Consider the following 18,764-nt stretch of genomic DNA (forward strand, 5'->3'; position numbering starts at 1 on the left):
GAAGGAGACACATCATGAACAAGCGCACATTCAGGTCGGCCGGCGCATATACGACGCAGCCGGTAGCGCGGATCGCCATGGCGTCGATCGTCGCGCTCGCCGCGGCTTTCGCCTCGCAGATGGCGGTGGCGGCGGACAAGCAGACGGTCGCGTATATCGCGCCGTCGCTGGATATTTCGTACTGGCAGTGGGTCGCGTATGGCGTCAAGCAACGGGCGCATGAACTCGGCATGGACTATGTCGAATTCACCTCGGAAAACTCGCCGGCCAAGCAGATGGACAACGTGCGCACGGCCATGACGCGCGGTGTCAACGCGATCGTCATCGGGCCGGTCAGTTCGACCAGCACGCCACCCGTGCTGCGTCTTCTGAAGTCGAAGTCCGTGCCGGTCGCCTTCACCGGGATCGGGCCGCAGGCGGGGCAGACGGACTATACGTCGGCCGTGACGGCGAATAACTACGACACGGGCAAGGCGCAAGGCACGTATGTGTGCAAGCTCGCGAAAGATCGCGGCAGCAACAAGGTGGCGATGCTGTCCCTGCCGCAGGATCGCGAGAATGCGCAGAAGTACATGAAGGGCGCGCAGGAGTCGTTCAAGGCCGATGGCTGCGATCTCGTGCAGGTGCTCGAGACGCACGGACTGACGGTCAACGAAGCGGTGCAGCAGGCCAACGACGTGCTGACCGCTCACCCCGACGTCAAAGCCATCTACGGCATGTACGACGAAGCCGCGACGGGTGCCGCCAAGGCGCTGCAAACGCGTGGCGCGATCGGCAAGGTGGCGGTCGTCACGGCCGACGGCAGCCCGACGACAATCAAGCTGCTGCGCGACGGCGCGATCCAGGGCATCTTTTTGCAGGAGGCGGTCGGGCAAGGCATCGACGCGACCACCCAGGTGTTCAATGCGCTGAATCATAAGCCGACCACGCAGGAACTCGCGCTCAAGGAACCGCTCGTGACGAAGGAGACGATCGATCAGCCGGATGCGCAGGCCACCGTGAAGCGTGTCTATCCGCCGTCAGCGGGCAAGTACTGAGGAACCGGCGTTGAGCTGATTGCGCGGGCCGCTCGTCGCGTTGCGTTTTTTCGCGAGCGGCGCCGCGCGTCGTATAAATTTAAAGGAGGCACTGTGGACAATCTGCCTATCATCGACCCGCATCATCACCTGTACGATCTGAAGACCGGCAACTATCCGTGGCTGCAGGGGCCGATGCTCGATCGCGTGTTCGGTGACTATTCGGCCATTCGCAAGGACTATCTGATCGACGACTTTCTTGCCGACATCAAGAATCAGAATGTGGTCAAGACGGTTCATCTGCAGGTCGAATACGATCACAACGATCCGGTGGCCGAGACGCGATGGCTTCAGAGTGTTGCCGACGAGCACGGCTATCCGCACGGGATTGTGGGTTTTGCCGATCTGTCTTCGCCGAATGCACAGGCTGTGATCGAAGAGCACTGCCAGTACAAGAACGTGCGGGGCATTCGCCAATGCCTGAATTTCCACCGCGATCCGGTGAAGACGTTTATCGACAGTCCGCATTTAATGAGCGATCCGCAATGGCGGCGCGGCTATGCGCTGCTCAAGGACCACGACTTGTCGTTCGATCTACAACTCTATTACACGCAGATGGAAGAAGCGCTCGCGCTGGCGCGCGACTTTCCCGATACGCTGATGGTGCTCAACCACACCGGCATGCCCGTCGACCGCAAGCCCGAAGAGATCGAAGCATGGAAAAGGAGCATGAGCTTGCTCGCTTCGGCGGACAACGTCTTCTGCAAGATCTCCGGTCTGGGTATGGGCGACTGGAAGTGGACGGTGGACAGTATCCGCCCGTTCGTCCTGCACGCAATCGAAGCATTCGGCGTGGAGCGCTGCATGTTCGCGAGCAACTTCCCGGTCGACAAACTGTTCAGCAGCTATGACGATGTGTTCAACGCGTTCAAGGAGATTACGCGGGAGTTTTCGGCGGGTGAGCGGGCTGCGCTGTTTCATGACAACGCGGAGCGGGTGTACAGGCTGTGATGGCGGTGGCCGCTCTCGCAGGGGGACCAGAGGTGCGCAGCGCCTCTTCACCCCGTCATCACACGCCCGAGCCCGCCGGATATCCTTCCGAGCGGCCGAACGCCGGTTGTTCGCGCGCCGCGCGGTTGAGCAGGTTGGGTATCTCGTCCAGACGCAGCAGCGTCAGCGCTCCGCCGTACACGAGTCCCGTATCGACATTGATGACGTTGCCGCGAACCTTCGGCTCCCGCACCGGCGTGTGCCCGACGATCACCGCAGCCACGCCGTCGATGCGGCTGCCCGGGTCTCGCCATCCTGACGCGAACCGTTGGCACAGTTGCGCGAAGGCCCGCCGCATCGAAACAAAACCTGCGGCCTTGCCCGGGATCCAGCGCGAGCGATCCCAGATCACCTTGCGGCGCACCGGCCCGTTGCGGTCCTCCTGTTCGAGCGCCTGAACCATCTTCGGCCACGATTGCATGGGCACGTTGGCATGCACGATTCCGACCAGACCTTCGTCCGTTTCGATTTCGATGGCGTAGGGCAAGGCCGCCATATACGTCACGATGTCGTGCAGCGCCGCTTCGTCGTACGCCATATCAAACAGCCACTCTCCGCCGTTGGATCGGATCGACGCGTTTTTTCCGCCGTGGCGATGCCAGCGCACGATCGTGTCCTCGTGATTGCCGCGCACCGATTGAATGCGGTATCGATCCACGAATTCGAGCACTGCAGGCGATTCAACGCCCCGATCCACCAGGTCGCCGACCGCAAACAGTCTGTCGCGCGACGGGTCGTAGCGGCGCAATTCCAGTTCTTTTCCAAGCCGGCTAAAACAGCCGTGCAGATCGCCTACGACAAAGTCGCGACCGGCCGTGTTCTTTTTGAAGCGTCGCACGGGTATGAAAGTCTGCTGCATGTTTTCACCGCAATGAGGTTGACGTGAAACGACCAAAGACTTCTGAACGGTTGCTGCGTAAAGCCCGGACGGTTTCGACCTCGAACGTGTCCTCTTTGGTTGGGCTTTGCGCGCGCAGTGTCGCCGCGCGTCACCTAGTGTTGACCGCCAATCGAGTGCCTTCAGTGTCGATTTGTAACGAGGTGTTGGAACCCGCATGGCGTTCCCATCGTTCCGATCGAGCTTCGGAACGAGCGCGGCCTTGGTTGCGTGCGGGCGGAGCGGCGCCATCGTCGCATTAGTCGAGTGGCGCCGGCAGGGTCTTTTACGCTCCGTTACATGTGGCGCGTCAAGGCATTCACGGTTCACAGCGATGTGCACCACCACCGTTGTGCGTGCGCCCATTTATTGGGCCGGCTCGCAGGGCTGAACGAAACCGGACGCGTCAGGCTTCTTCGCGTCCAGGTCGCAATGGCGCGCGCAGTCGGCCGTGGTTTTATCGTTGCGCTCGCGAAATTGCGGCGCCGGCCGAAACTCCTGATCGCTCTGATAAGCGCTACCGCCAAGGCGCAGCGCATCGTCCGAGGGCAACGGATGCATTGCTCGCGGCAACCTCAAAATTTTTCGCCGCGGCATCTATCCCGTGTATTTCATCCAGCGCGAGAACGATGGGGCGCGCCACCGTCAATCGCGCAATGCGCGTTACCCCACATAGCGAAGTGTGCGGATATCGCTTTTAGCCGCCTCGTCGACGCACCCCTCTCACGCCGTCAGTCTCAGGTTTGCAACATCCCGGACATGCCCAGTAAAACCTACTTTTGTAGGCGCAATCACAGCAAATTTGACCGGGATATTTGTCGAACCATTGCCAGCCAATGGTCCTACGGTTTTCCGCCCCGCGGAAATAACGCGTGAAGCATGCCAGGCGGACGCCACTGCGGCGTTTTTCGATGTCTCAAATCCGAGCCATCGCGTGTTGTGAATTCCTTCCCGCATCCTTCTCCGGAGCGCCGATCGTTGCCCAGCAAGGCTTTGAGGCCTGTTGGCATAGCCGTTGCAAATAGAGAGTCACAAAGCGAAAAACATGTTGCAGACGGAAAGCAGCAAGCAATGTCCGGCAGCAACAACAGTCTTCGTAAATCGCGTTCGGGGAAGTCCACGCGTTTTACGGGGTGCGGCGGGGCCAACGAAAAACGGTTGTCGAGAAACAACGACACGGCGATGGATACGGGGTATCAGCCTCGCGTGATCGTGACGAAGTAAGGCGCTGGCCTCGCCCCTTTTTTCCGTCCTTGTGACGGGCATGAACGCCGCTTCGGCAGACCTGTTTTTCAGGCGGCCGCAGACGGCACTAAACCGAAGTCAACTTTCACTCTACGGGGGTTAGCATGAAGAACACGATCAAGAAGTTTTTGCGCGAAGAAGACGGTGTGGCAGCGATCGAATACGGCCTGCTGGCCGGCCTGATCGCAGTGGCGATCATTGCAACGGTGACGACGATGGGCACGAACCTGAAAGCCGTGTTCACGACCATTTCGAACAAGCTCGCCACCGCCGCGGCCTGACGCACCGCGCGGCATCAGGTGCAAAAGCCGATCGCGCGCCCTGCCTCGACGGTCCTTCGGGACAGGGTAGCGACGGCCCAGCGCTTGAAAGAAACGACTCCACTAAAGAAGGGCAATTCGATCCTCGAAACGGAGCAGGCAATGAACGGGGTTCCTTTTCCGGTTGGACCGTGCGTGATGACGCTAGTGCTCATCTCCGCACTATGGGACATGCAAACGCGCCGGATTCCTAACTGGCTGGTCGCGACGGGATTGATCGTGGCGATGCCGGTGCAGTGGTTCACGCAAGGCGTCGTCGACGGAACGGCGATGTGGCTGGGCGGCATGCTCGCGGGTGGCGCGATCTTTCTGCCGGGCTACGCGATGCGGCTGCTGGGCGCGGGCGACGTGAAGCTGATGGCGGCAATCGGCGCCTTCTGCGGCGCTTACGGCGCGCTCGAAATCGGTTTGGCAACCTGTGTAATCGGCGCAATCGGGTCGCTCGCAATATGGCTGCGGCGTCGCCAGATGCGCGCCGGACTGAACGGGGTGGCGGCATTGGTGATCAGCTGCGCGACGCCGGGCAACGGCGCGCTGCGCGGGCCGGGCAGTGTGGCAGAAAGCAGTGCGACCGGGACCATGCCTTACGGCATTGCGATAGCAATAGGCAGCGCATGCGTGTTGTTCGCCAGCGTGTGACGCGTGCCGGAGCGGGACAAAAAATCAGGGGTTGAAAATGAAGAACGCGCGCGCTGTAACGATGCTGCTGATCGCGACGATTGCGGGCCTCACCGCGGTGGTGTTCGCCTCGCGCTGGATGGTCTCGCAGTCGTCGAACGCCACGACCAAAGTCGTGGTGGCGGCGGCCGACATCAATCTCGGTCAACGGATCGGCCCGGACTACCTCAAGCTCACCGACTGGCCGTCCAATAGCGTGCCACCCGGTTCGTACACCGACATCCAGAAACTCGACGGCCGCGTGCTGAAGGAAAGCCTGCTGCGCGGCGAACCGATTCTCGATGCGAAGCTCACGCCGATCGGCACGCTCGGCGGCCTCTCCGCCGTGATCGGCGAAGGCAAGCGCGCGATCACGGTGCGCGTGAACGACGTGATTGGCGTGGCGGGCTTCGCGCTGCCGGGCAACTACGTCGACATCATCGTCAACACGCAGAAGGATGGCCGCGATCCTGGCACCCAGCGCGATCAGAACATCTCCAAGATCGTGCTCGAAAAGATTCTCGTGCTGGCCGTCGCGCAGGAAGTGGGCCGCGACGAAACCAAGCCGAAGGTGGTCGACGCGGTGACGCTCGAAGTGTCGCCGGAACAGGCCGAGAAGATCGACCTTGCGCGCAGCATCGGCACGCTGTCGCTGGTGTTGCGTAACCAGATCGATCCGAAAGCGATCGACACCGCCGGCGCCACCAAAGCCAGCCTGCTGCAAACGCCGGTCGCCGTGGCGCCCGCGCCCGAACCGAAGCCCGTGCATATCGTGCGCAAAGTCGCGGTGCACGCGCCGGCCAACTGCGTACGGGTGCTCGACGGCGCCGACGTAAGACAGGAATGCTTTTGACAGGCTCGAGCCTGCAAGCCGTGACCGACGCGTGACTGACATTCAAAGCGGCACGCAAAAAAATGCGGCACATAACGGGGGTAGGACATGAACATCAGAACCACTCAGCGCGCTAGCGCGCCGCGGCACCCGCTCGGCCCGCGCGAAGCGAATTCGCGCCTGCCGCGGGGCCGCACCCGGATCGCCGAAGCGTGCACGTGTGTGCTGCTGGGCCTGTATCTGACGATGCTGCCGGTGGCGCAAGCGGCCGGCCAAAACGCCGCAGCGGGTGTGCCCGGACTGCCGGACGTGCCGCTTACGGTGGCGTCGAACGGTTCGGTGCATCTGACCATCGCCGCGAGCGGCATGGGCCCGGGTGCTTCGTCCGGCGGCGCGCTGCAGGGCGCTCGCGGCCCGAACTGCAGCGGCCCGGTCGCCGAACATAGCTCGGTGACGATCCCGGTCGGCAAATCCACGATGGTCGATGTGCGCGAACCGGTGAAGAGCCGCAGCGTCGGCAATCCGGCCGTCGTGCAGGCCATGCTCGTGTCGCCGCAAACGCTCTACCTGCTCGGCTCCGATGTCGGCACCACCAACATGATCGTGCAGGGCCGCAGCGGCTCCTGCACGATCATCGACGTGAGCGTCGGCGCCGATCCGGCCGGTCTGCAACAAACCCTCGCCGCGCTGATGCCCGAGGAAACCGGCATTCAGGTGAAGGCCGCCGCCGATACGCTGGTGTTGACCGGCACGGTCTCCGATGCGGTCAAGGCCGAACGCGTGCTCGAACTGGCGCGCGCCTTCGTGGCCCGTCCGACCGCCGCCTTGCAAGGCGCTGCGCCGATGGGCAGCGGCCCGTTGCCGGTCGGCGCCGCGCCGCGCGCGATGGGTGTGCCGGCGCCGGCGCTCGGCGGCGCGGGCGGCGAACGCATCATCAACATGATGCATGTGGCCGCGCCGCAGCAGGTCATGCTCGAAGTGAAGGTCGCCGAAGTCTCGAAGACGTTGATCGACCAGCTCGGCGTGGCGGCCAATATCAACGGCGGCATCGGCAGCTGGAGCTTCGGCTTGCTGGCCGATTATCTGTCGGGCGGGCTGAGCGCGCTGACCGCTTCGAAAGCGAACAATTCGCCGCTCAGGGCCGCTATCGATGCGCAAAAGACCGACCAGCTCGTGAAGATTCTGGCCGAGCCGAACCTGATGGCGATCAGCGGCCAGGAAGCGAGTTTTCTCGCGGGCGGCAAGGTCTATATTCCGGTGCCGCAGAGCAACGGCGCGAACGGCACGACCATCGTGCTGCAGGAAGAACAGTACGGTGTCGGCCTGACCTTCACGCCGACCGTGCTCGAAGGTGGCCGCATCAACCTGAAAGTGTCGCCGGAGGTGTCCGAGCTGTCGTCTACCGGCGTGGTCGTCAGCGCCGGCAACTCGAACAATCAGACGATCCTGCCGCTGATCACGACGCGCCGTGCCTCCACGACGCTGCAGGTGTTCGACGGTCAAAGTTTCGCGATCGGCGGCCTGCTGAAAAGCAACGTGACCGGCTCGATCAAGGGCTTGCCAGGCGCCGCCGAATTGCCCGTGCTCGGCGCGCTGTTCCGCAGCACCAGCTACGAACAGGACAAGACCGAACTGGTGTTCGTCGTGACGCCGCGTCTCGCCAAGCCACTGCCGCAGCACTATCCGCTGCCGACCGACCACTTCGGCGATGCCAGCGAAGCGAACGTCTACCTGACCGGCCACATGGAAGGCGAGAAGCGCGCCGCGCCGGCTGCGGGGGCTTCGGTGCCCGCCGCTGCACCCGCGCCTGCGCCTGCGCCGGCCCCCGCACCTGCTCCGAGCGCGGCTGCGTCCGTGGCCGTGATTCCGGCCACGCCGGAAACCAGCGCCTCAAATGCCGCGCAGTAAATGCGCGGCCTACCGGAGATCGACATGACAAGCACCAAGACACTGATCCGCACGGCGCTGTGCGCCGGCTTGAGCGCCGCGCTCGCCGGCTGCCTGAGCTCGACGCCGCACTGGGACGCGACGTTCGGCGACTCGGTCAACCAGATCAAGGAAATGCAGACACTCAATCCGAACGCCTCGGCCAACACCGATCCGGTCGCGGGTATCGACGGGACGGCCGCCGCCGCCGCACAGAAGAGCTACGCCAAATCCTTCACGGCGCCGCCCCCGCCCACCAATTCCTTGACGATCGGCGTCGGCTCATCGCCTTCGTACTGAAGCGGCACAACCAGGCGGCTCGCGGCAGAGCCAGCGGAGACTTACCATGATCGACACCCTTCTCGTTTCGTCCAGCGCCGAGCGCGCGCCGCACATCGCGGCGCGTCTCGAAGCAAGCGGCATTGCGTTTCGTCTGCGTACGCTGCACGGTACGGCAAAGCAATTGCGCGTGCACGCCGCGGCGATCAGGAGCGCCGACCTGCTGATCGTCGACGACGCCGAGCTGGCGCCGCGCGACCTGGGCGGCATCGAGGAGGTGTTGTCGCATCTGCCGAACCTGCATTGCATGCTGGTCACTCCGGCGCCGTCCACAGCGCTGCTGATGGCGGCGATGCGGGTCGGCGTGCGGCATGTGCTCTCCTGGCCGCTGAACGACGCCGAGATCGCCGACGCGCTCGCTCACGTCTCGGCAAAGAAACACGGCGGCACGCGCCGCGACGGCCGTGTGGTGTCGTTCACCTCCTGCAAGGGCGGCAGCGGCACGACACTGATCGCCGTGAATCTCGCCTATGCATTGGCCGCCTTGCGCGACAAGCGCGTGCTGCTGATCGACCTCAACCAGCAATTCGCCGACGCGAGTCTGCTGGTCGCCGACAAGGCGCCGCCCGCCACGCTCGCGGACCTGTGCTCGCAGATCGACCGGCTCGATGCCGCGTTCTTCGAATCTTGCGTGATGCATGTGCACGCGAATCTCGACGTACTGGCCGGCGCGGGCGATCCGGTCAAGTCGGGCGAACTGCGCGCCGCGCATCTCGAACGGATTCTCACGCTGGTGCGCGAGCAATACGACGCGGTGCTGATCGACGTCGGCCAGAACATCAATCCGCTCGCGATCCACGCGCTCGATCACAGCGACTCGATCTGCATGGTGGTGCGGCAGAACATTCTGTACCTGCACGCGGGCCGCCGCATGCTCGACATTTTCAAGGAGCTCGGCTATCCGGCGAGCAAGGTGAAAGTGATCGTCAACCAGTACGACAAGAACGCCCGCATCAACCTGGCGACGCTCGAAGAAACGTTCGGCGCAAAAGTCGCGCATCACTTGCCGCGCGACGAAAAGCAGGCCACGGAGGCGCTGAATCACGGCGTGCCGCTCGTGACCGGCGCGAAGGGCGGCGCGCTCGCCCAGGGAATCTCGCAACTGGCTGCGCTGCTGTGGCCGTTGCCGGTCGCGCAGCGTAAGAGCGTGCTCGGGCGTCTGTTCCAGAGCCGGCCGAATTCGCCGCCGCAACTGAAACCCGGACATTGAAATCTGGACATGCCGCCTGACGCCATTCAGGCCGGCTTGTCATCGAAAAGAATGCGGAGAGCACCATGTCATTGCGCGAACAGTTGATGATCCAGAGCGGCACGATGCCGTTCGACGGCGCCAGTCCCGCAACTGCCGCGGCCGGCGCGGCCACTGAAAGCCTCGCGGCGCGGCGCGCCTATCAGCAGCTCAAGATGAACATTCATCAGGCGATCATCGACCGGGTGGAGCTCGACAAGCTGCAACGGCTGTCGCCCGAGCAGATCAAGCGCGAGCTGGCGCAACTGGTGGAACGGATCGTCGACGAAGACAAGATTCCGATGAACGAACTCGAGCGCCGCCGTCTCGCTCAGGACGTGCACGACGAAATGGTCGGCCTCGGCCCGCTCGAACCGCTGCTCAACGACCCGACCATCTCCGACATTCTGGTGAACACGTCCCAGCACGTGTATGTAGAGCGGCGCGGGCGCCTCGAACACACCGACGTGACTTTCTACGACGACGCGCATCTGATGAAGATCATCGAGCGCATCGTCTCGCGCGTGGGCCGCCGGATCGACGAATCCACGCCGATGGTGGATGCGCGCCTGCCGGACGGCTCGCGCGTCAACGCGATCATTCCGCCCTCGGCGATCGACGGACCGCTGGTGTCGATTCGCCGCTTCGCGGTGAATCCGCTCACCGTCACCGACATGGTGAACAACCAGAGCTTCACGCCCGCGATGGCGCAACTGCTCGAAGCGCTGATCAAGTCGAAGCTGAACGTACTGATTTCGGGCGGCACGGGCAGCGGCAAGACCACGCTGCTCAATCTGCTTTCCGGGTTCATTCCCGAGGGCGAGCGGGTCGTGACGATCGAAGACGCAGCCGAGTTGCAGATGCGTCAGCAACACGTGCTGCGGCTCGAAACGCGGCCGCCGAATATCGAAGGCAAGGGCGAAATCTCGCAGCGCTCGCTGGTGAAGAACGCGCTGCGGATGCGCCCCGACCGTATCGTGCTGGGCGAAGTGCGCGGCGCCGAAGCGCTCGACATGCTGCACGCCATGAACACCGGCCACGAAGGTTCGATGGCGACGCTGCACGCGAACACGCCGCGCGACGCGCTCACGCGGCTGGAGAACATGGTCGGCATGGCGGGTCTGACGATGCCGATCAAGGCGATCCGCCAGCAGATCGCGTCGGCCATCACGGTCGTGGTGCAGGCTTCGCGTCTCACCGACGGACGCCGCAAGCTGATGAGCATCTCCGAAATCACCGGCATGGAAGGCGACATCATCAACATGCAGGAGATCTTCACGTTCAAGCGTACCGGTGTCGACGAGAACGGCACGATCAAAGGCTATTTCTGCGCGAGCGGGGTGCGGCCGAAATTCTGCGAGCGGCTGGCGGGCTTCGGCATCGTGCTGCCGGACCAGATGTTCGATCCGGCACGGCGTTTCGAAGTATGAGCGCGCAACCGCTTTGAGGAGAGGGACATGAACACGTCGTTTATCGGCTTTGCGGTGCTCGCGTTTCTCGCGGTGGTGCTGGCCATCGAAGCCGTCTATCTGTTCTGGAGCAGCCATCACGGCAAGGACGTCAAGCGCATGGACGAGCGCATTCGCGCGCTCTCCGCCGGCGGCAACGTGAGCAGCCAACAGCTTTCGATTCTCAAGCAGCGCATGCTGAGCGAGTCGCCGTTCGTCACGCAGTTGCTGCTGCGCATGCCGCGCGTGCATGCGCTCGACCGGCAGTTGCAGCAGTCCGGGTTGACCTGGTCGGTGGCGCGCTTTGTCAGCTACACGCTGCTGTGTGCGGTGCTGGGCGCTTTGGGCGGGTTTGTGCTGCAATTGCCCGCGCCGGTCATGGGCGTGTTCGCCGTGGCGGCGGGCCTGCTGCCCACCCTGATTCTTCGCCGCAAGCGCACCAAACGCGTGCTGCAGCTCGAGCGCCAGTTGCCCGACGCGGCCGACCTGATCGCCCGCGCGCTGCGCGCCGGCCATTCGTTTCCGGCCGCGCTCGGCATGGTTGGCGAAGAATTGCCCAATCCGCTCGGCGGTGAATTCGCGCTGGTGTTCGACGAGATCAACTACGGCGTGTCGATGAACGACGCGCTTCTGAACATGGTGAATCGCGTACCGGTCGACGATCTGCGCTACTTTGTGATCGCCGTGCTGATCCAGCGCGAAGCGGGCGGCAATCTGGCGGAGATTCTCGGGTCCATCGCCGGCATCATTCGCGAACGGCTCAAGCTGCTCGGCAAGGTGCGCGTGCTGTCGGCGGAAGGGCGCCTGTCGGCGTGGGTGCTGGGCGTGTTGCCATTCGCCATTCTTGGGCTGCTGTCGGTGCTCAATCCCGGCTACATCAGCGTGTTCTGGACGGACCCCGCCGGCGCGCAACTCGCCGGCGTGGCGATGACGATGATGCTGTTCGGCATCTTGTGGATGCGCAAAGTCGTGCGCATCCATATCTAGACCACCGCTTTCGACACGAGGAGCGCGGGCCTGGCCCGCAGACCATGAAAATAGAACAGATCGTGCTGCTGGGGGTGATGTTTCTGATCGTGTTCGGCGCGGCGCTGAAGGCGATGTCGCTGCTGCGCCCCGATCCAGTGCAGCGGCGCATCGAGGAACTCGGGCAGCCGGGCATCGACGGCGAGGCCGAGGCGGGTACGCAGAAGAACTGGATCGAGACGGTCACTAAGGTGTCCGAGCGGGTTGCCAAACTGTCGTTGCCGAAGGACGACTGGGACAAATCGGCGCTGCGTCTGCGCTTCGCGAACGCGGGCATCCGCACAGCATCCGCGCCGGCACTCTATTTCGCTGCCAAGACGGTGCTCGCGCTCGCACTGCCCGCTCTTGCACTGATTTTTTTCGGCAATGCCTTCGAAGCCGGTCAGCGCATCTATCTGCTGCTGACGGTGCTTGCCGCGTCGGCGCTCGGCTTTTATCTGCCGAATCTGGTGATGACGCGTCTCGTCGAGAGCCGTCAGCGCAAGCTGTTCGAGGATTTGCCCGACGCGCTCGATCTGATGACCGTGTGCGTGGAAGCGGGCCTCGGCCTCGATGCAGCGATGATGCGCGTCACCCAGGAAATCGGCGTGAAGAGCCACACGCTAAAAGACGAATTCGACATGGTGCTGCTGGAACTGCGTGCCGGCTCGGGCCGCGACAAGGCATTGCGCAACCTGTCGCTGCGCACCGGCGTGGAAGACATCGACACGCTGGCCGCGATGCTGATTCAGGCTGACCGCTTCGGCACCAGCGTGGGCGACTCGCTCCGTGTTTATACCGACAACCTGCGCACCAAACGACGCTTGCGCGCTGAAGAGCAGGCTGCGAAGATCGCCTTGAAGCTGCTGTTTCCGCTGATGTTTTTTATTTTTCCGACGCTGCTGGCCGTGCTGGTCGGTCCGTCGGCGATCCAGGTCATGCGCCAGCTGTTCCCGGCCATCAACGGCATCGCGGGCGGTTGAACGCCAGGCATTCACTGGGGAATCACATGTTCGCATCCGGCCCGTTTCCTGATCTGATGAATCATGCAAGCATCTGGCTGCGCGCATATGCGCTCGGCCTGGTGATGATGGCCGCGGGCGCGGCGCTGGAACGGCGCTGGCCGGCCGCGATGCTGCAATCGCGTGCCGGGCAGCGTTTCAACGTGGCCTACGCGGGCATGTATCTGGCGATGGTGGAAGCGATGAGGCCGCTTACGGCGGCGGCGAGCATCGCGATCGTGAATGCGCTCGGCGGCGGCATGGTGGTCCTGAACTCGCACGGGTTCGGCGCGTTGGCCTCGTTCGTGATCGTGCTGCTCACAATCGACGTGCTCGAATATGCGTTTCACCGCCTGCAGCATACGTGGCCCGTGCTGTGGAAGCTGCATTCGCTGCACCATAGCGCGGTCGAGTTCAATGTCACGGTCACGTGGCGGCACCACTGGGTCGAATCGCTCATCAAGGGCTGTCTGCTGTATCCGCTCGTCGGCGTGCTGTTCAAGGTCGAACCGTGGATTGTCGGTTTGACTTCGGTCGTATTCATGTTCGGCAATTACTTCGCGCATCTGAATCTGCGCGTGGACCTCGGCCGATACATTACCTGGGTCAACAATCCGCAATATCACCGCCTGCATCATTCGAACCGCACCGAGCATTTCGACCATAACTTCACGCAACTTCTGCCGTTATGGGATCACCTGTTCGACACGCAGTGGGTGCCGGCCAGAGAAGAGTGGCCGGCCACGGGGCTCGACGACGGCACGCAACCACGTTCGCTGCTGGAAGCGTTCTGCTGGCCGCTGCGCCTGCGCGCCGAACGCGGCGCGGGGCTCCGTAGCGCCAAACCGGTGCGGATGCCGGTGCTGGACAAGGAGACGAAATGAAAGCCGCTCGCCGCCACACCGCCGCTCGCGCAGAAGCGCGCACAAACAGGCGCGGCCTCGCACGCAAGCAGCGAGGTGCGGCCACGATCGAGTTCGCGTTGGTCGCGCCGCTGCTGATTCTGCTGCTGTGCATCGCCATGGACCTCGGCGTCGCGTTGTGGGTCAATCTGACCATGCAATACGCGGTGCGGGAAGGCGCGCGTTATTCGGTAACGGGGCAGACCAACCTCGACCCGAACGCGACCAACCAGCAACGTTATCTGGCCGTCGTGCAGGAGATCAAGGACAGTTCGATGGGTCTCTATTCGCTCGTCTCGCCGAGTTACGTGATCACTATCAATGGCGCGACCCAGACCTACAACACGCAGACGAGTTACAGCACCGGCATGTTCGGCAATCCCGGCGACATCGTGGTGCTGCAGATCAACTGCATCTGGCCGCTTCTCACGCCGCTGGTCAAGCCGTTCTTCGCCAACGGCGATTTCAGTTTCAGCGTCGCGGCGACGATGCGCAACGAGGGCTTCTGACATGCGCACACGTTCCTTGCGAAGCCGCCGCGCGTCCAAAGGCATTGTCAGTGTGGAAATGGCGTTGTTGCTGCCGATGCTGGTGGCACTCGCGCTGCCGGTGTACGACATTGCGCGCAACGTTCAGGCGCAGATGATTCTGATCAACGTGAGCCGCGAGGGCGCGAGCCTGTCCTCGCGCGCGTCGCTCACGTTTCCGATGCAGACCATCATGACCTCGCTCACGTCGACCACGCCACCGCTGAACATGACCGCGAACGGCATGATCTACATCACCGAGATCATGGGCAACAACAACTGCGACAGCAGCGGTAACAATTGCACGGGCGTGGTGGTCGCGCAGTATCGCTGGACCGGCGGCAACTACTATCCGGCGAGCCAGCTATGGAACTGTGGCAACGCCGGCACGCGCTGGGCGACGGACGGGACCGGCGGTTGCAGCGGCATTCCGGCGGCGGGGAAATCGTCGCCGGCGGTGAACCTTCTGCAAGGCAAGCTCTCCGACGGGCAGATCGCGTACGCGGTCGAGGCGTTCTATTTGCAGAAGCCGCTCATCGGTTCGCTGGATCTGGGCGGCGGCTTCACGACGCCCGCGCTCTCGCCGAATCTTTACGCAATGACGGTGTTCTGACCCGGCGAATAGCCGGGTCAAATAAAAAAATGCAGGACCGGGGGTAGGCATGACAACAATACCGAAAAGAACGGTGGCATTAAGAAGGCGGCAGCGGGGATCGGTCAGCATCATCGTGGCGGTGTCGCTGATCGCGTTGCTGGGCATCCTCGGTCTCGCCGTGGATTCCGGTCTCGGCTACATGATCAAGGCGCGCCTCGATGCCGCCACCGACGGCGCGGTGATCGCGGCCGGCGAAGCCGTCACGCGCGGCAGCAACCAGACGGAGCAGACCAACAACGCGCAGCAGGCGGCAACGGCTTTTTTCTCGGCGAACTACCCGGCAGGTTTTCTCGGCTCCAGCGTAAGCGCGGGTACGCCGTCGATCGTGTTCAACGCCGGCACGGTGACGATCGGCATGACCGCGCAGGCGAGCGTGCCGGTTACCTTCACGAAAGTACTTGGATTCAACGTGCTGAACGTGAGCTCGTCCTCGCAAGCGATTCGCAAGACTCTGGATATGGCGTTCGTGATCGATACCACGGGCTCGCTGAATACGTCCGGCGTGCCGGCCGCGGTACGCTCGAATGCGGTGGCCTTCCTCAATAATTTCGATGTCACCAACGACCGCGTGGCGCTGATGCACTTCGCCTATGGCACCGTGGTCGATGTGCCGTTCAAAGGCAATACGCGCGGATTCGATCGCGCGACGATGACTGCCGACATCAAAAAATACTCGTTCAACGGCAGCACCAATTCGGCCGAAGCGATCTGGAACGCGCGCAATCAGTTGAATACGGTAATCACGCAGCCGTCGAGCTTGCGGGTGATCGTGTTCTTCTCCGACGGCGCGCCAAACAGTTTCTCTTCGTTCTTCACGACCAATCAGAGCGGTTGCAATAACACCGCCGGCACCATCGCGAGCCCGGACAGCGCGGGCACGATGTCCGGGCTGTACGACATGAATTCGCTCAACCAGACGCTCGGTTCGCCGTGCTACCAGAGCAACGTGACCAAGCTCGTGACGGCCATGCCGAAGTGGTACAACGCGCACGACAAGAACGAACAGGTCTTCCCGATCTGGCCTGTGAGCGCGCCGCGCGCCGTGCCGAACGGCGACATCACGTATGTGAACGTCAACCGCGCGTCGCGCAATCTGCTCGAAGCGATGGCCGCGGCGGCGCGCGCCGAAGGCACTTACGTGTTCACGCTCGGGTACGGACCCGAACTGGTGCAGCCCGCCGGTCCGGACAATGAAATCGGCCAGGACGTGCTCAAGTGCATGGCCAACACCGCCGATTCACCCGCGCGCTGCTACAGCCCGAAACAGCCGGTCGGCGTGTACTGCTACGCCGCGACACCGGCCGATCTGAAGCCGTGCTTTTCGCAACTGGCTTCGCAAATCCTGCGTATTTCCAAGTGAGCACGCCATGACACCGACGACACTTTTGCAAGACCTGCCACTCACGGCCAGCCCGCAAGACGCTGCTGCGTCGAGCACCACGCCTGCCGATCCCGGCAGTGTTGGCGGTCTGCGCCACGCGTTCGTGGAAGTGCTGGCGCGCGCGGGCGCCGCGACCATGCTGAGCCTGTTCGCCTATGCCGCGATCACGCAATGGCGCGCGGCGCCTTCGCGGATCACGCTGTTGTTGCTGGTGGTGGCGGCGTGCTTCACGGTGGGCTTGTCGCTCTTCACACGGGTGCCGATGAAACGCGACTGGCGGCCGTTCGCTTTCTTGTGTGCAATGGGCGGCACGTACTATTTCCTCGCCGTGCGTCTCGCGCCCGGCGTGCAGCTTGTGCCGGAGGCTGTGGGCGCGGCGCTGCAACTGCTGGGGATTTGTTGGCAACTGTTCGCCAAAGCATCGCTGCGCCGCTCGTTCGGCATCTTGCCCGCCAATCGCGGCGTCGTATCGCGCGGTGCCTATCGTTTCATTCGGCATCCGATGTACCTCGGTTACTTCATCACCGACATTGGCTTCCTGCTGGTGAACTTCGGTCTGCAGAATCTGCTGGTTTACGGGTGCCAGTTCGCGTTGCAGGTGGGGCGCATCGTACGCGAGGAGCAGCTTCTCTCAGCGGACGAAGGCTATCGCAACTACAAGGGCCGCGTGCGTTATCGCGTGATTCCGGGCCTGTTTTAGGTGTGTTTCAGGCAAGCCACGCCCCGTCTTCCCCCGCAATCACACAAACGGCCAGGCAGCCGCCGTCACAACGTCGCCGCCCGTCGCGCGGCACGGCCGAAGATCGCCCGATCCGCGAGCCACACCGCAAGCAGCGTGGCGCCCATCAACGGGAACACGATGCCGAGCAGGACGAGGCCGATTTTCCAGCCGCGCATCGGCGGCGCGGCACGTTCGCGCGACGGCGCCCCGAGCGCGCGTTGCGGCCGCCGCTTCCACCACATCACGCAGCCGGTGACGGCCATCGCCGCCAGCCCTAGAGAAATCGCGGCGCAGAGAATCTGGTTGGCGACGCCGAAATAACGACCCATATGCAGCGACGTGCCGTACGACACGGCCTTCGACACCGCACCGTAATCTGCATAGCGGATGTCCTTCAGAATCGCACCGCTGTATTGATCGATGTACAGCGTGCGCTGGTTTTTCGGGTCGTCTGGAAAGTACGAGACCGTGTAGACGCCAGTCGCGGAAGCAGGCAGCACGATGTTGTAGCCGTCCGTCACGCCGAGCGAGGCAACCAGCGCGACGACGCGTCCGAGCGGCAGCGGATGCGCGACGCTTGCCTCATCGGCGGAGGAGGGCGAGCGGGAGTCGGGCACGCGTGTGTTGCCGACGGCCCAGGGCGTGAGCGGCAGCGGCAGGTCGTCCATCACCATGCCGGGCATCGAGTCCATCTTGGCGGCATGGGCGCCGTGGCCGTTGTGTTCGGCGTGCTCATCGTGCGCCGTGTTGTCCGCGTGCGTATCCGTTGCGGAGTGCTGCGCGCCGTTCTTTGCCGGCATGGCGGAACGCAACGGCAGAGCGCCCCACGAACCCGGTGGCGCACCGAGATTCGCGGCGGTCGCGAGCGCCTTGAATTGCTTGCCCCACGAACCCGTCCACGGCAGTCCCGTCAACACGAACGCGAGCGCGCCGAGCGCGAGCCAGATGCCCATCACGGCATGGACGTTCTTCCACAGCGCACGTCCCTTCAGCGCAAAGCGCGGCAACAGCGCCGCACGTGCCGTGATTTTGTCGCGCGGCCACCATAACGCGACGCCGGTGCCGATCATCACGAGCGTCCAGCATGCGGCCAGCTCCATCAGCAGCTCGCCGGGTTTGCCGAGCAGCAGCTTGCGATGAAGCATCCGGTCCACTTGCATGAAGCGGCGTTCGACACTTAGCGTGCCCAGCACCGCGCCGGTATAGGGGTTCACATAGACGCTCTGCCTATCGCCGTCCGCGAGACGGAAGACGAATTCGGCGCTGCGCTCCGGTGCGTTCGCGACAACCGCGGTCAGCGCGTGCGCGGTCGGTGGCATGGCCGCGCGCGCTCTCGCCAGCAGCGCCTCTTCGGGCAGTCTCGGCGTCGCTTGCGGCGTGACGATCAGGCGCCCCGGATAAAGCAGCGGCTCGATTTGCGGCTGGAAGCAATACAGCGTGCCGGTGATCGCCAGCACGACCAGAAACGGCATCACGAAGAGGCCCGCATAGAAATGCCAGCGCCAGAGCGTGCGATAGCCTGGATGGACAGCGGCGGTCGCCGGCGTGACGCGCCGGGCGTCGGCGCCAGTGGTGGTGGACATGAAAATCCTCCTGAAGCAAAGATGAATCGATCAGTTCGAGCGACGTGGATG

18 protein-coding genes are annotated in these 18,764 nt (G+C 63.4%); 16 read left to right on the forward strand and 2 right to left on the reverse strand.

Annotated elements, in window-relative coordinates:
* Positions 1 to 14 precede the first annotated feature (14 nt).
* Positions 15 to 1,037: a substrate-binding domain-containing protein gene (locus ACFSNN_RS07620; RefSeq protein WP_166799312.1), complete on the forward strand. Its 1,023-nt coding sequence runs from the start codon at positions 15 to 17 to the stop codon at positions 1,035 to 1,037.
* Between the two features lie 102 nt (positions 1,038 to 1,139).
* The gene (locus ACFSNN_RS07625; RefSeq protein ID WP_208949606.1) at positions 1,140 to 2,027 is read left to right on the forward strand and encodes an amidohydrolase family protein; all 888 of its coding nucleotides are present in this window, start codon (positions 1,140 to 1,142) and stop codon (positions 2,025 to 2,027) included.
* 58 nt (positions 2,028 to 2,085) lie between these two features.
* On the opposite strand, the gene ACFSNN_RS07630 is transcribed toward ACFSNN_RS07625, so the two are convergent.
* Positions 2,086 to 3,309 (reverse strand): metallophosphoesterase, encoded by a 1,224-nt coding sequence (locus tag ACFSNN_RS07630; protein WP_134459313.1) that lies wholly within the window; start codon positions 3,307 to 3,309, stop codon positions 2,086 to 2,088.
* Positions 3,310 to 4,292: 983 nt separating this feature from the next.
* On the opposite strand from ACFSNN_RS07630, the gene ACFSNN_RS07635 reads away from it, so the two are divergent.
* The 14 genes from ACFSNN_RS07635 (at position 4,293) to ACFSNN_RS07700 (ending at position 17,109) form a co-directional block, all read left to right on the forward strand.
* Positions 4,293 to 4,469, forward strand: a complete 177-nt coding sequence (locus ACFSNN_RS07635) for a Flp family type IVb pilin (RefSeq protein WP_134133970.1) — start codon at positions 4,293 to 4,295, stop codon at positions 4,467 to 4,469.
* A 141-nt stretch (positions 4,470 to 4,610) separates the two neighbouring features.
* Positions 4,611 to 5,147, forward strand: coding sequence for an A24 family peptidase (locus ACFSNN_RS07640; RefSeq protein WP_134459311.1), 537 nt, complete (start codon positions 4,611 to 4,613; stop codon positions 5,145 to 5,147).
* Positions 5,148 to 5,184: 37 nt separating this feature from the next.
* A complete protein-coding gene (gene cpaB, locus ACFSNN_RS07645; protein WP_134459309.1) occupies positions 5,185 to 6,018 on the forward strand; it encodes a Flp pilus assembly protein CpaB in 834 nt (277 codons plus the stop codon).
* An 87-nt stretch (positions 6,019 to 6,105) separates the two neighbouring features.
* Positions 6,106 to 7,905, forward strand: a complete 1,800-nt coding sequence (locus ACFSNN_RS07650; RefSeq protein WP_134459307.1) for a type II and III secretion system protein family protein — start codon at positions 6,106 to 6,108, stop codon at positions 7,903 to 7,905.
* Positions 7,906 to 7,929: 24 nt separating this feature from the next.
* Complete coding sequence (locus ACFSNN_RS07655; protein ID WP_134459305.1) at positions 7,930 to 8,223, forward strand: hypothetical protein; 294 nt, start codon at positions 7,930 to 7,932, stop codon at positions 8,221 to 8,223.
* Between the two features lie 46 nt (positions 8,224 to 8,269).
* The gene (locus ACFSNN_RS07660; RefSeq protein WP_134459303.1) at positions 8,270 to 9,472 is read left to right on the forward strand and encodes an AAA family ATPase; all 1,203 of its coding nucleotides are present in this window, start codon (positions 8,270 to 8,272) and stop codon (positions 9,470 to 9,472) included.
* A gap of 65 nt (positions 9,473 to 9,537) precedes the next feature.
* The gene (locus ACFSNN_RS07665; RefSeq protein WP_134459301.1) at positions 9,538 to 10,920 is read left to right on the forward strand and encodes a CpaF family protein; all 1,383 of its coding nucleotides are present in this window, start codon (positions 9,538 to 9,540) and stop codon (positions 10,918 to 10,920) included.
* A 27-nt stretch (positions 10,921 to 10,947) separates the two neighbouring features.
* Positions 10,948 to 11,925 carry a type II secretion system F family protein gene (locus tag ACFSNN_RS07670; RefSeq protein ID WP_134459299.1) on the forward strand — a complete coding sequence of 326 codons (978 nt, stop codon included), beginning with the start codon at positions 10,948 to 10,950 and terminating at the stop codon, positions 11,923 to 11,925.
* A gap of 44 nt (positions 11,926 to 11,969) precedes the next feature.
* A complete protein-coding gene (locus ACFSNN_RS07675; protein ID WP_134459297.1) occupies positions 11,970 to 12,926 on the forward strand; it encodes a type II secretion system F family protein in 957 nt (318 codons plus the stop codon).
* 26 nt (positions 12,927 to 12,952) lie between these two features.
* On the forward strand, positions 12,953 to 13,828 hold the full coding sequence (locus tag ACFSNN_RS07680) for a sterol desaturase family protein (protein ID WP_134459295.1): 876 nt from the start codon (positions 12,953 to 12,955) through the stop codon (positions 13,826 to 13,828).
* Positions 13,825 to 14,355 (forward strand): TadE/TadG family type IV pilus assembly protein, encoded by a 531-nt coding sequence (locus ACFSNN_RS07685; RefSeq protein ID WP_134459293.1) that lies wholly within the window; start codon positions 13,825 to 13,827, stop codon positions 14,353 to 14,355. Before ACFSNN_RS07680 ends, ACFSNN_RS07685 begins: the two co-directional genes overlap by 4 nt.
* A gap of 1 nt (position 14,356) precedes the next feature.
* Positions 14,357 to 14,986 carry a TadE/TadG family type IV pilus assembly protein gene (locus ACFSNN_RS07690; protein WP_134459291.1) on the forward strand — a complete coding sequence of 210 codons (630 nt, stop codon included), beginning with the start codon at positions 14,357 to 14,359 and terminating at the stop codon, positions 14,984 to 14,986.
* 73 nt (positions 14,987 to 15,059) lie between these two features.
* Positions 15,060 to 16,388: a VWA domain-containing protein gene (locus ACFSNN_RS07695; protein WP_244322869.1), complete on the forward strand. Its 1,329-nt coding sequence runs from the start codon at positions 15,060 to 15,062 to the stop codon at positions 16,386 to 16,388.
* Between the two features lie 7 nt (positions 16,389 to 16,395).
* Positions 16,396 to 17,109, forward strand: a complete 714-nt coding sequence (locus tag ACFSNN_RS07700; protein ID WP_134459287.1) for a methyltransferase family protein — start codon at positions 16,396 to 16,398, stop codon at positions 17,107 to 17,109.
* Positions 17,110 to 17,174: 65 nt separating this feature from the next.
* On the opposite strand, the gene ACFSNN_RS07705 is transcribed toward ACFSNN_RS07700, so the two are convergent.
* Positions 17,175 to 18,713: a PepSY-associated TM helix domain-containing protein gene (locus ACFSNN_RS07705; protein ID WP_134459285.1), complete on the reverse strand. Its 1,539-nt coding sequence runs from the start codon at positions 18,711 to 18,713 to the stop codon at positions 17,175 to 17,177.
* Positions 18,714 to 18,764 lie beyond the last annotated feature (51 nt).

The sequence above is a fragment of the Paraburkholderia dipogonis genome, assembly GCF_042680985.1.
Lineage (GTDB): Bacteria > Pseudomonadota > Gammaproteobacteria > Burkholderiales > Burkholderiaceae > Paraburkholderia > Paraburkholderia phytofirmans.